The sequence below is a fragment of the Mycobacterium sp. IS-1742 genome (genome assembly GCF_001500125.1).
Classification (GTDB): Bacteria; Actinomycetota; Actinomycetes; order Mycobacteriales; family Mycobacteriaceae; genus Mycobacterium.
In genome coordinates, this window is the sequence record NZ_LQIV01000042.1 from 68,924 (window position 1) to 81,820 (window position 12,897).

The following is a 12,897-nucleotide window of genomic DNA, read 5'->3' on the forward strand; positions in this document are numbered from 1 at the left end:
GGCCGACGGATGACGGACGCGCAGGATTGGCGGGAGACGCTCGAGGACCTCGACCGTCGCCGGGCGCACACCTACGGGATGGGCGGACCGGAGCGGGTCGCCAAGCACCACGGCAAGGGCAAGCTCGACGCGAGGGCGCGCATCGCCCGTCTGCTGGACCCGGATACGTTCTGCGAGTTCGGCACGCTCGTCGGCGGCGACATCGCCGCCGACGGTCTGGTCGCCGGCTCCGGCCGGGTGGGCGGTGTCCCGGTCATGGTGGGCGCCGAGGATTTCACAACACTCGCAGGCAGCATCGGGCCGGGCGGCAACGCCAAACGGTACCGACTCGCGGAGTTGGCACTGCGCAACAAGATTCCGCTGGTGATGTTGTTGGAAGGCGCGGGTTTCCGCCCCAGCGGCGAGCACTACGGGCGGACCCCGACCGACCTGATCATCCAGGCGCAGTGCTCCGGCAAGGTGCCGACGGTCGCGGCGGTGCTGGGGCCGTCCGCCGGCCACGGGGCCCTCGTCGCCCCGGTGTGCGACTTCACGATCATGAGCGCGAGCGGCGCGATCTTCACCGCCGGGCCCCCGGTGGTCAAAGAGTCCACCGGAGAGGACATCTCGAAGGAGGACCTCGGTGGTCCGGAGGTCGCGCTGACCAGCGGGGTCATCCACAACTACGGCGAGGACGACGAGACGGTGCTCGACGACATCCGTCGGTACCTGTCCTACTTCCCGTCCAGCGCGTGGTCCTATCCACCGACCCGGCTCGCCGACGACACCGCCGACCCGCGTCCGGTTCCCGAACTGCTCGACATCGTCTCCCGCGACAACCGCCACATCTATGACATGCGCACCGTGCTCGACGTGGTCTTCGACCGGCCCGACTGGCTGGAGGTCCAGCCGCGGTTCGGGCGGGCGGTGATCTGCGCGCTGGCGCACCTGGGCGGCTTTCCCGTCGCCGTGGTGGCCAACCAGCCGGAGGTGATGGCCGGATCCATCGACGCCGACGCCGCCGACAAGGCCGCGCATTTCATCACCGTCGCCGATTCGTTCCACCTGCCGATCGTGTTCCTCGCCGACAACCCGGGGATGCTGCCGGGCAGCCGCTCCGAACGCAGCGGCGTATTGCGCAGCGGCGCACGGATGTTCGCCGCGCAGACCGCCGCGACGACGCTCAAACTGCACGTCACGCTGCGTAAGGCGTTCGGGTTCGGCTCGATGGTCATGTCGCTGTTGGGCTTCGACGACCAGGTGGCCACCTTCGCGTACCCGGGCGCCACCATGGGCGCGATGAGCGCCGCGGCGATGAGCCGGGCGACGCACGCCGGCGAGGACTACACCGAGGTGCTCAAGCGGATGGAACTCGAAGCCAGTTACCGCTCGGCCGGCCACCTCGGATTCGACGAGCTGATCTCACCGGTCGAGACCCGTGACCGGCTGTTGACCGCACTGCAGCACGGTGTCTTCAGCCGGCAGCAGGTCGCCGAACCGGTGAGCCGCACGGTCATCATGCCCTAGCGATTTCGGCGTGCTCGGTCGCGCTGGGCGCGACCCCGCACGCCCAAATCACTCAGGTGCGGCGGTACTCCTCGACGATCGGCGCGAGTTCGTCCGGGGTGGCGCCGTGCATGATCAGCGCGTCGGCGCCGTGGTCGAATTCCTCGCGGATGCGGTCCACGCACTGCCGAGCCGAACCCGTCGCGGCGGGCGCCAGCCACTCGTCGGGGATCAGCGTCGCGATGTGCTCGATCTGCTCGGGTGTCGCCTTGTGGTCGATCCCGCCGGGCACCGACTTCACCACCTCGTCGTCGCGGAATCGCTGCAGCACAGCAGGATCCCACTCGTTGGTCTTCACGAGCAGATCACCGTAGCCCTGAAGGTAGGTGGCGAGCCGGGCGACGGTCTTCTTCAGGCGCAGTTCCTCGGGTAGGTGGTCGCCTACGGTGGCGAAACACGACCAGACCCGCACGCTGTCGGGGTCACGGCCGGCCTGCTCGGCGGCCTCCTTGACGGTCTTGACGCACCGCTGCAGGGTCTCCGGCGTGAAGTAGGTGTGCAGGATGACGTCGTCGAACGCGCGACCGCCCAGCGCCAGCGTCTGCGGCCCGAACGCGACGATCGCCAGCCGGATATCCTCCTTGAAGTCGGGGTCGAGGAACAGCACCGGGTACTTGCCCAGCGGCCCGTCGTGATTGAAGATCAGCTCGCCCTGCCAGAGGCGCCGCATGACCTGCGCGAAGTCCTCCATCTGCGCGGTGGTGACCGCCGGGATACCGAACGCGCCATAGATGGCGCCGATGCCGCGGCCGATGCCGAGGGTGAACCGGCCGCCGGACAGCCGATGCATGGTGGTCGCCCACGATCCGGTGATCAGCGGGTGACGGGTGTTGTGATTCGTTGCCGCAGTGGCGATCTGCATGCGGCTGGTCACCGCGCACGCAGCACCCACCAGCGACGACGCCTCCTTGACGTTCCACCGCTCGGAGATGAACGCCGTCCCGAAGCCGAGTTCCTCGCCGCGGCGCGCCTCGTCCATCAGCGTGGCCGGGCCCTCCCCGCCGGCGCCGGCCAGCAGGTAGTAGCCGAGTTCGTCCAGTACGCCGTCTCTGCTCAATGCCAGACCCCTTGTTTGTAGCCGCAGTTCCAGACCTCGGTGATCCTGCCATCCACGACCCGGAACACCTCCATACTGCTGATGGTGGTCGCGCTGCCGTCCCTGAGGGTCATCGGGGACTGGTAGACGATGGCCACGTGCTCGCCGTCGTCACCGGCCACCACGAGGTTGAGGTCGAAGCGCACGGTGTCGAACATCGCCCAGTGGTCGACGATGCGCCGTACGGCCTGCTCACGGGTGAGGGTGACGGACTCCCCCACGTCGTGGCGGATGACGGTGTCGCCCATCAGCTCGTCGGCCAGGGCGAAGTCGCGCGCGTTCCACACCTGGAGGTTGTACAGTTCGACGACCTCCCGGGCGGTCCGGCTCATCCGGACACCGCCGGCGCGTCGGTGTCGTCGATACCCGGAGGCACGACGCGCAGCAGGAACCGTTCGGACGCCTTCTGGACGCCCCGCGAGAAGATGTGCCCGACGTGACTTCCCCTGTGCCAGTAAAGTTCACCACCCCAACGCTCGTGCAGGGCGATCGCCGGATCGCGCATCGCCATCCGGTCGTCCCACGCGCCGACGATGAGCCGATGCTCCGGCGGCGGTGACGGTTCGGTGGCCAGCAGGTTCACGACCGACGTGAGCGCGGATACGGTGTCGCCGCGCAGCAGATCGACGGTGTCCCGCGCGGCCGGACCCCACCGGTCGAGGTGATGCGCGATCATCGCGTTGAGGCCGAAGATCGGGGTGTAGAGCGCCACGGCGTCGACCGACTCCTCGAAGTGCGAGACCAGCGCGGCCACCGGCGATCCCATCGAGACACCCGACACCACAAGCGCGGTCGACTGCGGCAGCAACCACCGGACCAGGGCGCGCACCTCCGACACCGACCGCATCACGCCCGCGACGTTGGCCAGGGGGTCCATGTTCGGGTACGGCGGCCACGCGGTGCGGCGCGACCCGTGACCGGGCTGCACCGGGAGGGCGACGTTGATCCCGAGTTCGTCCTGCAGTCGCCGGGCTCGGGAGAACGCCAGGTCGAGCGGCTGGCCCTGGCCGGCGCCGTGCACCCACACCAGCCACGGACGCCGCTCGTCGCCGGTGCGGCACAGGTGCGCGACGGCCGTCGCCGGCCCGCCGAATCCCTCGGCGGCCAACGAATCGGGAAGCGACGGATCGTGTTCGAAGGTCACCCGCTCGTACCGGATCGGGCCGAATCGCCGCCGCGTCATCGCCTCGACGCGCAGGGGTGCGGGGTCCGCGTGCGCCCGGTCCATGCCCAGCGCGGACAGCTCCTCGGCCGCCGCCGCGCACGACCGTGCGGTGCGCGGCAGCGCCGGGCCCGGCCCGGCCAGTGCCATGCCGATGAGCGTCACCTCGTCGAGCACCACCTCGCCCAGCCGGCCCATCCCGCCGACCGACAGCGGCGACCAGCCACCCGATTCCCGAAGCGCCGCATGGGCTCTGGGCAACACACCCGTGACGTCGGCCGCCACTCGCCGGGCGTGTTCCAGAGCGTTCATGCCACCGTGAACCCTCGGTAGCCGGCGGCGGCGATCTCGTCACAGCGCCTGCGGTACTCCGGGAGTCCCGCGGTGTAGCCCATGTACATCCGCTTCTTACCGGGCACGTTGCCGCCGTTGTACCAAGAGTTGCACGACGGGTGCACGAGCACCGTCGGCGCCACGAGCGCGGTGGTGTGTTCGATCCACTCCGCCTGCGCGCCGGGCAGCGCCTCGATCGTGCGGTGGCCGCGCGTACGCAGATACTGCAGGCAGTCCGCGATCCAGTCGACGTGCTGTTCGAGAGCCGCCACGAAATTGGTTGCCGCACTTGGGCTTCCGGGCCCCTGAACGGTGAACAGGTTGGGGAACCCGGCCACCTGCAGGCCGAGGTAGGACACCGGCCCGTCCGCGGCCCACACGTCGCGCAGCAGCACCCCGTCGCGACCCCGGACGTCGATACGGCTCAACGCTCCGGTCATGGCGTCGAAACCGGTGGCGTAGACGATCACATCGAGGTCGAACGAGCCCTGCTCGGTGTCGATACCCGTCGGCGTGACGGCTCGAATTCCGCCGCGGCGCAGGTCGACCAGGGTGACGTTGTCGCGGTTGAACGTCTCGTAGTAGCCCTGGTCGATGATCGGCCGTTTACAGGCGAACGGGTGTGTGGGGACCAGCGCGGCCGCCGTCTGCGGGTCGCGGACGATCCGGGCCACCGCCTCGCCGTAGAGTTCGGCCGCCATCCGGTTGGCCTCGATGTCGAAGAAGATGTCGCCCCAGTTGAGCGCACCCATGATGCCGTGTTCGTCGACGGCACGCCTGCGTTCCTCGGGTCCGGCCGTCTTCAGCGGCGGCCGGACCAGCATGTCGAGCAGTACGGAGAACGCGCTGAGCCGCGCGGCGCCCACGGGGTGTTCGCGCTGGGCGGCGCGGATCTCGGCGTAGCGGGCCTTGAGGTCGTCGAGCTCGCCCGGTTCGAACGGGCGCACCCGCCACGGCAGCGTGTACGCCGGGGAGCGCTGGAAGACCACGAGCTGCTCGGCCTGGCGGGCGACCACCGGGATCAGCTGCACACCGGTCGAACCGGTGCCGATCACCCCGACCCTCGCACCCGCCAGGTCGGCGCCCTCGCGGGGCCAGCGGCTGGTGTACAGCGACGTGCCGGTGAAGCTGTCCATCCCGGGGATGTCGGGTTCGAGCGGGACCGACAGGATGCCGGTGGCGGCGATGACGTACGGCGCCACGTACCGGTCACCGTCCGCCGTCTCCAGCGACCACTCGGCCGCCTCCTCGTCGAACGTCATGGCCACGATCTCGGTGCCGAAGTCGATGCTGCGGCGCAGGTCCAGTCGGTCGGCGACGAAGTTGAGGTACGCCTCGATCTCCGGCTGGGCGGGCATGGTCTCGGTCCACACCCACTCCTGCTGGATCTCCTCGGAGAAGCTGTAGGAGTACTCGATGCTCTCGATGTCGCAGCGCGCGCCGGGATACCGGTTGAACAACCACGTGCCGCCGACGCTGTCGGCCTTCTCCACCACCTGTGTGTCGACGCCGAGTTCTCGGAGCCGATGCAGGGCGTACAGGCCGGAGAACCCGGCGCCGATGACGAGTGCCTCGTAGCGCCCGGGCCCCGTCACAGCGCAATCACCTTCTCGTCGCGGTCCCGGCGTTCGACGTAGAACCGGGCCGCGCGGCGGATCGCGTCGGCCGTGGGGCCGGGGCACCATCCGAGGTCGCGCGTCGCCTTCCCGTGGTCGGCGGGCGAGGTGAGGGCGATCAGACGCGCCGAGGCCGGATTGATGGGGAAGTCGGTGCCGAAGAACCGGTTCGACATGCCGGCGACGGCCGAGACGACGTGGACCATCGCCATCGGGACACCGAACCGAGGCGGGACCGCCCCGGTCGCCTCCGCGGCGATGGTGAGCATCTCGCGCTGGGACATGTAGCGCTCCGAGACGATGTACCGCTCACCGATCCGGCCGTGTTCGGCGGCCGACACCAACGCCCGTGCGGCGTCGTCGATGTCGACGACCTCCGCTCCGACCCCGCGGATATAGCAGGGCATCTTGCCGAAGGCGGCCAGCGCGACCAGTGCGCCCTGTCTGGGCTGCCAGTCCGGCGGGCCGTACGGATTGGACACGCACATCGCCACCGCGGGCAGGCCCCGGTCACGGGCATAGCGCAGCACCAGGTCCTCGGCCTGGCGGCGCGATTCGATGTACGGTCCGCCCTTGCCGCTCCAGTTGAACGGCGTGTCCTCGTCGACCGTCGCCCCGTCGACGCCGACGGCGATGGTCCCGATCGTGCTGAGGAACACGAACCGCTTCAGATCCGCCCGCGCCGCGATGTCGAGCACCCCGCGCAGCCCCTCCACGTTGGTGCGGAACAGCGGCGCGGGATCGGCCAGATGCGCCCTGGTGTCCACCACGCAGTAGAAGACGACGTCGCGGTCGGCCATCGCGGCGGTCACCGCCTCGGTGTCGAAGATGTCGCCGTACCGCCGGTCGACGTCGAGTCCGTCGATTCCTTTCGTGGAACTGCTGTGCCGCAACAGGACTCGCACATCATCACCGTCGGCCACCAGATGCCGGACCACCGCGGCTCCCACGTTTCCGCTGGCGCCGAGCACCAGTGCCCTCCTGCGCGCCGGTGCGCCGTCCATCGCCGATCCCATCCGTCGAATGGCGTTCTGCCTGATCCGCGAGGATGTTACTGTAACTCTTACAGTAGTTGACCGGAATGAGGAAGATCCGATTGATGGATGCGGTATGAAGGTTCCGTTCACCTGGAAGGTCACCGGCTGGTTCATGGTCGGGTGGTCCGCGGAGTTCATCACCGGCGAGACCAGGTCGCTGCACTACTTCGGTGACGACCTGGTCGCGTATCGCGACGAGTCGCACACGTTGCACGTCCTCGAGGCGCACTGCAGACACCTCGGCGCCCACCTCGGCCACGGCGGAAAGGTGGTCGGCGACTGCGTGGAGTGCCCGTTCCACGGGTGGCGCTGGGGTCCGCAGGGTGACAACACCTACATCCCCTATCAGCCGGACCGGCCGAACCGGGCCCTGAAACTGCGGGTGTACCCGGTCGTCGAGCAGTACGGGTGCGTGTTCGTCTGGCACCATCCCGACGGTCAGCCGCCGCAGTGGCCGCTGCCCGACCTGTTCGAAAAGTTCCCCCAGTTCCCGACCGACCCGGACGCCTACTACCGGCCGTATCCCGAGTTCTCCAGCCGCGCCGAGAACGAACCGGTGCACCCGCAGATCGTCGCCGAGAACGGCCCGGACAGTTCGCATTTCCGTTATGTCCACGGCGCCTCGGTGACGCCGGTCTGCCTGAACTGGGAGATGGTCGGGGAAGAGTGGCGTTTCCTCACCGGCTGGCCGGACGCGCACAGCGACGATCCGGACAAGATGGCGCTGCTCATCCACAGCCATTTCTCCGGGCTCGGATTCGCGGTGAGCGCCTTCGAGGGCTCGTCGAACCACCGGCTGATCTTCGCGTGCACCCCGGTCGACGACGGGCTCTCCGACATGTTCTATTCGATCTGGTGGCCCAAGGTCGACGGCGAGACGTCCGACGTCCCGCCGGAGGATGTCCGTGCCCGGGTGGAGAAGCAGTTCCTGCGCACGGTCTGGGAGGACCTCGACATCTGGCGCTACCAGCGCTACGTCGAGCGGCCGCCGCTGGCCAAGATCGACGCGAAACCCTATATGGCGATGCGGGAGTGGGCCAAGCAGTTCTACGACGTGCCCGCGTCGGTATGACTCCACGCCTGGCGGAACTGGTGGCGCCCGGGCACACCGCACTGGTCACCCAGGAACTGCAGGGCGCGGTGGTCGGCCCCGACGCGGGTCTGGCCGCACTCGCCGAGGAGGCCCGCCGGGACGCGCTGCCGAACATCGCCCGCCTGTTGCCGGTGGCCCGTGCGGCGGGTGTCACGGTGGTGCACTGTCTGGTCCGGCGGCGGTCCGACGGTCGCGGCGCGAATCACAACGCCAAGTTGTTCGCGCTCGGCCGAAGCGGGGTGGCCATCGAACCCGACTCCCCCGGCGCCGCACTACTGCCCGAGTTCGGGCCCGAACCGTCCGATCTCGTGCTGGCACGGTGGCACGGGCTGGGCCCGATGGGCGGCACCGACCTCGACGCGATCCTGCGCAACCTCGGTGTCACCACGATCGTCGCCGTCGGCGTCTCGCTCAACGTCGCGATCCCGAATCTGGTGATGGACGCGGTCAACGCGGCCTACCGTGTCGTGCTGCCCCGCGACGCGGTCGCCGGGATACCCACCGCATACGGCGAGGCCGTCATCGACAACACGCTGTCGCTGCTGGCGACGATCACCACGACCGAGGGTCTGCTGCAGGCCTGGACGCAGGAGGTTTGATGCAGTTCACGATGCCGCAGGTGGCCGACGCGGTCGCCGCGGTCCTCCCCGACCGCGCCCTCGTGGTGCAGGGCGAGCAACGCTTCACCTATGCCGACATCGTCACGCGGTCGAATCGGCTTGCCTCGTATCTGCACAACGCAGGGCTGGGCTGCCACACCGAACGCCGCGACCTTCACGGCCACGAAACGGGCCAGGATCTGCTCGGCATCTACGCCCACAACGGCAGCGCCTACGTCGAGGGTCTGCTCGGGGCCTTCCGGTCGCGGGTCGCGCCGTTCAACGTCAACTACCGCTACGTCCGCGACGAACTGCGCTACCTGCTCGACGACAGCGGCGCCACCGCACTGCTGTACCACGCGTCGTTCGCGCCGCGGGTCGCCGAGGTGCTGCCGGACCTGCCCCGACTGCGCACCCTGATCCAGATAGCCGACGACTCGAACCACGAATTACTGCCCGGCGCCGTCGATCACGAGTCGATCGTCGGCTCCGGACCCTCCGCCCCGCCACCGGTGCAGCCCTCCCCCGACGACCTCTACGTCCTCTACACCGGCGGCACGACCGGGATGCCCAAGGGCGTGCTGTGGCGTCAGCACGACATCTTCATGACCGCGTTCGGCGGCCGCTCCCTGTACGGCGGCGACTCGGTGACCTCTCTCGAGGAGGTCGCGCAGCGGGCTGCGGCGAACCCGGGGACCACGCTGCTGATCCTGCCCCCGCTGATGCACGGCGCAGCGCAGTGGGCGGTGATGACCGCGCTCACGACCGGTCAGACGGTGGCGTTCACCTCGGTCGTCGACCGGCTCGACGCGCAGGACGCGCTGCGCACGATCGCCCGCGAGAAGGCCTCGGTCGTGACGGTCGTCGGCGACGCGATGGCCCGCCCGCTCGCCGACGCCATCGAAAGAGCACGGCAGACAGGGGAACCCGACATCTCGACGTTGGCGGTCATCGCGAACGGCGGCGCGTTCCTGACCCCGACCACCAAACAACGACTGATCGACCTGCTGCCCAATGCGATGGTGGTCGACGGAGTCGGCTCCTCGGAGACCGGCGCCCAGATGACCCATCTGTCGATGAACGGCGCCGTCGCCACCGGCAGGTTCAACGCCGGTCCGGACACCTGTGTGATCGCCGAGGATCTCGGCTCGGTGCTGCCGCCCGGGCACGACGGCCTGGGCTGGCTTGCGCAGCGCGGCTACGTGCCGCTGGGCTACAAGGGGGATGCGGCCAAGACCGCCAAGACGTTCCCGGTCGTCGACGGTGTGCGGTACGCGGTCCCCGGCGACCGGGCCCGCCTGCTCGACGGCGGCGTGATCGAACTGCTGGGCCGTGATTCGGTGACCATCAACTCCGGCGGCGAGAAGATCTTCGCCGAGGAGGTCGAGGCCGCCCTGGCCTCACATCCCGCGGTGGAGGACGTGCTGGTGGCGGGACGGCCGAGCGAGAGGTGGGGTCAGGAGGTGGTCGCGGTGGTCGCGCTCGCCGAGGGTGCCACGGCCGATGCCGACGAACTGATCAGCCACGCCGCCAACCACATCGCACGCTACAAGCTGCCCAAGGCGGTGCTGTTCCGGCCGGCGATCCAGCGCAGCCCGGCGGGCAAGGCCGACTACCGCTGGGCCCGCGAGCAGGTGCAGAACGGCTGAACTCAGCGCAGCACCCGGACCGGCACGTTCTGCCAGCCCGCCACGTTCTGCATGTTCACCCGTCGGCAGCCTTCCCAGCCCACCTCGTAGTCGGGCATGAAGTCGAGCATCCGCTCGAGCGCGATCGTGCTCTCCATCCGGGCGAGCGCCGCGCCGAGGCAACTGTGGATGCCGTAGCCGAACCCGAGGTTCTGCGCCTCGGTGCGGTCGCGGTCGATGTCGAAGGTGTCCGGGTCGGTCCACGCGTCGGGGTCGCGGTTGGCCGAGCCACCGATGAGGAACACCGGTTTTCCCGCCGGGATCGTCACCCCGTGCAACTCCACGTCGGCCAGTGAGCAGCGCACGTTGTACTGGGCGGGCGCTTCGTAGCGCAGCAGCTCCTCGACGGCGGCGGGGACCTTGTCGCGGTCGTCGAGCAGCCTGCGCCACTGGCCCGGGTTGCGCGCGAAGACCACGGCGGCGTTCCCGATCAGCTTGGTGACGGTCTCGGCGCCCGCACCGGCGAGAAGCATGGCGAACTGGGTGATCTCGATGTTGTCGAGGGGTCCGTGGTCGCCGCCCTCGCGCTCGATCTCGGCGGTGATCAGCCTGCTCAGCAGGTCGTCGCCGAGGTTGTGGCGGCGGTCCTTGGTCAGCCGGTAGAGGTAGACGGCCATCTCGGTGCCGGCCTGGATTCCGCGCTCGCCCATCTCGACCTCCCCGGGTTCGCGATGGAGGAAGTCGTCGACCCACAGCCGCATCTGCTGGCGGTGCTCGGCGGGCACACCGATCATCCGGCTGATGATCTCGATCGGGAACAGCGCCGAGAAGTCCTGCACCATGTCGAAGGTGCCGTCGGATTCGACGGTGCGCAGACAGTCGTCGATCACCTCCTCGACCATCGGCCGCAGCGATTGGATCGCCCTGGGCGTGAACACCTTGTTGAGCAGGCTGCGCATGTGGCGGTGTTCGGGCGGGTCCATCATGATGATCGACTTGTGCGGCGGCGGATCCTCGTTGCGCACCATGGCCAGGTCCACCCCGCGCGCCGACGAATACGTCGCGAAGTTCTTGAATGCCGCGGCGACATCCGCATGCCTGCTCAGGGCGTAGAAGTCGTACCGGTCGCTGTAGTACACCGGCGCTTCCTGCCGCATCCGGCGATACGTCTCGTACGGACCGTTGAAGAAATCCTCGGAGAACGGGTCGAATACGAGCGTGGTCTGGGTCATCGTCTCCCTCTAACCCTGGCTGCGCCGGAGCCGGCGACGGGTGCGGTTGCGGGCCATCCGCAGCCGGAACTCGGTGCTGCGCCGCATGACTGCCCCGAACGGCGGTGCGGCACTGCCGGTGATGGAGAACGGCAGATCGCTACCCACGACGGACCGGTGGTGGCTGAACGTGTCGAACCCGGCCTTACCGTGATAGGCGCCCATACCGCTGCGCCCCACGCCGCCGAACGGCGCAGCCGACGGGATCATCTGTGCGGCGAAGTCGTTGCGGGCGACACCGCCGCTGCGGGTCCGGCGCACGAAGGTGCGGAAATCGCGGTCGTCGGGCCCGAACCAGTACGCCACCAGTGGCGCGGGGCGGCTGTTGACGTGGTCGACGGCCTCGTCGGTCGTGGAGTATCCGAGCACCGACAGCACCGGGCCGAACACCTCCTCGGAGGCGATGCGCATGGTCGGCGCCACGTCCCGGATCACCGTGGGCGCGATCTTGCGGGACACGCGGTCCGGCAGTAATTCACCGGGTGGCACAACGCTGTCCACGCGCGCACCACCGCTGCGCGCATCGTCGATCAGCCCGACGACACGGTCGAAATTGGCGTCGTTGACCGACGAACAGTAGTCGTCGTTGGTGACGATCGACGGGAACATCCGCCGCCACGTGTCCAGGACCAGCTCGCTGAACGCATCCACCAGGTGATCGGCCACCAGCACGTAGTCGGGGCAGACACACACCTGTCCGCCGTTGACCATGCGGCCCTGGGCGATTCGCACGGCGGCGCGCCGGAGGTCGGCCCGCGGTCCGACCACGACCGGGTTCTTGCCCCCGAGTTCGAGGGTGACCGGGACGAGGTTCGCCGCGGCGGCTCGCTGTACGGATGCGCCGACGGTCGGTGAGCCGGTGAAGAACAGGTGGTCGAAGGGCAGCGCGGTGAACGCGGCGGCGGTGTCCGGTCCGCCCGTGACCACGGTCAGTTCCGTGTCGTCGAAGTATTCCGGCGCTCGGTCGCTGAGCAGTTCGGCGGTGTGCGCGGTGATCTCGGACATCTTGATCATCACCCGGTTGCCCGCCGCGAACGCCGCGGCGGCGGGCAGGATCACGAGGTTGACGGGGAAGTTCCACGGCCCGACGATCCCGACCACCCCGACCGGGACGGGTTCGACCTCGGCCCTCAGCCCCGCCCACCGCGCGGAACGCAACAAAGTGGTGCTGCGCGTCCACGCCGCCACATGGGATCTCGTGTGCTCGATGACCGGCAGCGCCCCCATGATTTCGGTGAACAGGGCACCCGGTCTCGGTCGCGTGCCGTAGTCGGCCGACATCGCCTCGACGATGGCGTCGGCGTTGTCGAGCATCAGCGCGGTCAACCGGTCGATGCGGTCACGCCGCACGGCGACCGTCGGCGGCCCCTCCGCGACGAAAGCGCTGCGCTGCCGGTGCAGTGCGGTCAGCAGCCGTTCGTGATCCCCGGCGTTGTCGACCCGTTCGGCGACTGTGGTCATCCCGTGCTCCAGTCGATTCTCGTTGACCGTGCGGTAAGGGTAACGGTAAACGCACC

General features: G+C 69.0%; 11 protein-coding genes. 4 read left to right on the plus strand and 7 right to left on the minus strand.

Annotated elements, in window-relative coordinates; all coding sequences use genetic code 11:
• Positions 1–9 precede the first annotated feature (9 nt).
• Positions 10–1,506, plus strand: coding sequence for an acyl-CoA carboxylase subunit beta (locus AU196_RS20890; RefSeq protein WP_059096988.1), 1,497 nt, complete (start codon positions 10–12; stop codon positions 1,504–1,506).
• Positions 1,507–1,558: 52 nt separating this feature from the next.
• On the opposite strand, the gene AU196_RS20895 is transcribed toward AU196_RS20890, so the two are convergent.
• The 5 genes from AU196_RS20895 to AU196_RS20915 are packed head-to-tail and all read right to left on the minus strand — an operon-like array spanning position 1,559 to position 6,768.
• Entirely contained in the window at positions 1,559–2,635 is a 1,077-nt protein-coding gene (locus tag AU196_RS20895; protein ID WP_059096989.1) for a TIGR03857 family LLM class F420-dependent oxidoreductase, read from the minus strand.
• The gene (locus AU196_RS20900; protein ID WP_059096990.1) at positions 2,599–2,973 is read right to left on the minus strand and encodes a nuclear transport factor 2 family protein; all 375 of its coding nucleotides are present in this window, start codon (positions 2,971–2,973) and stop codon (positions 2,599–2,601) included. Before AU196_RS20900 ends, AU196_RS20895 begins: the two co-directional genes overlap by 37 nt.
• Positions 2,970–4,115, minus strand: a complete 1,146-nt coding sequence (locus AU196_RS20905) for an alpha/beta fold hydrolase (protein WP_059096991.1) — start codon at positions 4,113–4,115, stop codon at positions 2,970–2,972. Before AU196_RS20905 ends, AU196_RS20900 begins: the two co-directional genes overlap by 4 nt.
• A complete protein-coding gene (locus tag AU196_RS20910; RefSeq protein WP_059096992.1) occupies positions 4,112–5,731 on the minus strand; it encodes a flavin-containing monooxygenase in 1,620 nt (539 codons plus the stop codon). Before AU196_RS20910 ends, AU196_RS20905 begins: the two co-directional genes overlap by 4 nt.
• Positions 5,728–6,768 (minus strand): NAD-dependent epimerase/dehydratase family protein, encoded by a 1,041-nt coding sequence (locus AU196_RS20915; RefSeq protein ID WP_059096993.1) that lies wholly within the window; start codon positions 6,766–6,768, stop codon positions 5,728–5,730. The genes AU196_RS20910 and AU196_RS20915 overlap by 4 nt, the downstream gene beginning before the upstream one ends.
• Positions 6,769–6,862: 94 nt before the next feature.
• Here AU196_RS20915 and AU196_RS20920 point away from each other — a divergent pair, with 94 nt between their 5' ends.
• From AU196_RS20920 to AU196_RS20930, 3 genes are read left to right on the plus strand one after another with little or no spacing between them, the layout of a single operon-like run.
• Entirely contained in the window at positions 6,863–7,861 is a 999-nt protein-coding gene (locus AU196_RS20920) for an aromatic ring-hydroxylating oxygenase subunit alpha (RefSeq protein ID WP_059096994.1), read from the plus strand.
• Positions 7,858–8,481 carry a cysteine hydrolase family protein gene (locus tag AU196_RS20925; protein WP_059096995.1) on the plus strand — a complete coding sequence of 208 codons (624 nt, stop codon included), beginning with the start codon at positions 7,858–7,860 and terminating at the stop codon, positions 8,479–8,481. The genes AU196_RS20920 and AU196_RS20925 overlap by 4 nt, the downstream gene beginning before the upstream one ends.
• Positions 8,481–10,130 carry an acyl-CoA synthetase gene (locus AU196_RS20930; RefSeq protein WP_059096996.1) on the plus strand — a complete coding sequence of 550 codons (1,650 nt, stop codon included), beginning with the start codon at positions 8,481–8,483 and terminating at the stop codon, positions 10,128–10,130. The genes AU196_RS20925 and AU196_RS20930 overlap by 1 nt, the downstream gene beginning before the upstream one ends.
• A 2-nt stretch (positions 10,131–10,132) precedes the next feature.
• Here AU196_RS20930 and AU196_RS20935 read toward each other — a convergent pair whose 3' ends face one another.
• Positions 10,133–11,341 carry a cytochrome P450 gene (locus AU196_RS20935; protein WP_059096997.1) on the minus strand — a complete coding sequence of 403 codons (1,209 nt, stop codon included), beginning with the start codon at positions 11,339–11,341 and terminating at the stop codon, positions 10,133–10,135.
• A 9-nt stretch (positions 11,342–11,350) separates the two neighbouring features.
• The gene (locus AU196_RS20940) at positions 11,351–12,841 is read right to left on the minus strand and encodes an aldehyde dehydrogenase family protein (RefSeq protein WP_059096998.1); all 1,491 of its coding nucleotides are present in this window, start codon (positions 12,839–12,841) and stop codon (positions 11,351–11,353) included.
• Between the last annotated feature and the right edge of the window lie 56 nt (positions 12,842–12,897).